Consider the following 474-nt stretch of genomic DNA (forward strand, 5'->3'; position numbering starts at 1 on the left):
AAACTCGTTTGATGAAGATAAGCCGCTCAGTGAGTTTCTGGTCAGTAGACTCCATAAGGAGTCGGTCGAGATCGTCCTCACTGAGGTGACGGACGATCTCTTTGCGGCGATCTCCAGACATACTCACACATCAGATTCCAGCTGCATAACTTCCCCTAAGCACTACGCTCGCGCAACTCATCAGAGGGAAACGCTCTTTGAATCCGGTCAACTATGACCGAATCCGGTGGGCTGTAGGTCATACTTCCCACCGGGTTTCTCAATCAGGTAGTTGCGACGATATCAAATCAACAGACAGCAACTGGATTCTTCGTTAAACTAGAACGGATGGTTGCATCACTCTTCTCCCTCGTCGGTGTCGCGAGCGGCGGTCCAGCCTCGATGGAAGACCGCGAGTTGGAGAATCGAATCGAATGCCTCGTCGCTTGGCTCGTGGACGAGGACGCGTTCGTCGGGGATGGGAGTGACGACGTC

1 pseudogene is annotated in these 474 nt (G+C 53.2%); it reads right to left on the minus strand.

The window, feature by feature from the left end:
• Positions 1-121 (minus strand): annotated as a pseudogene (locus C5B90_RS20110) (IS630 family transposase); the annotation flags it as partial.
• Positions 122-474 lie beyond the last annotated feature (353 nt).

Source organism: Haloferax sp. Atlit-12N, assembly GCF_003383095.1.
Taxonomy (GTDB): Archaea; Halobacteriota; Halobacteria; order Halobacteriales; family Haloferacaceae; genus Haloferax.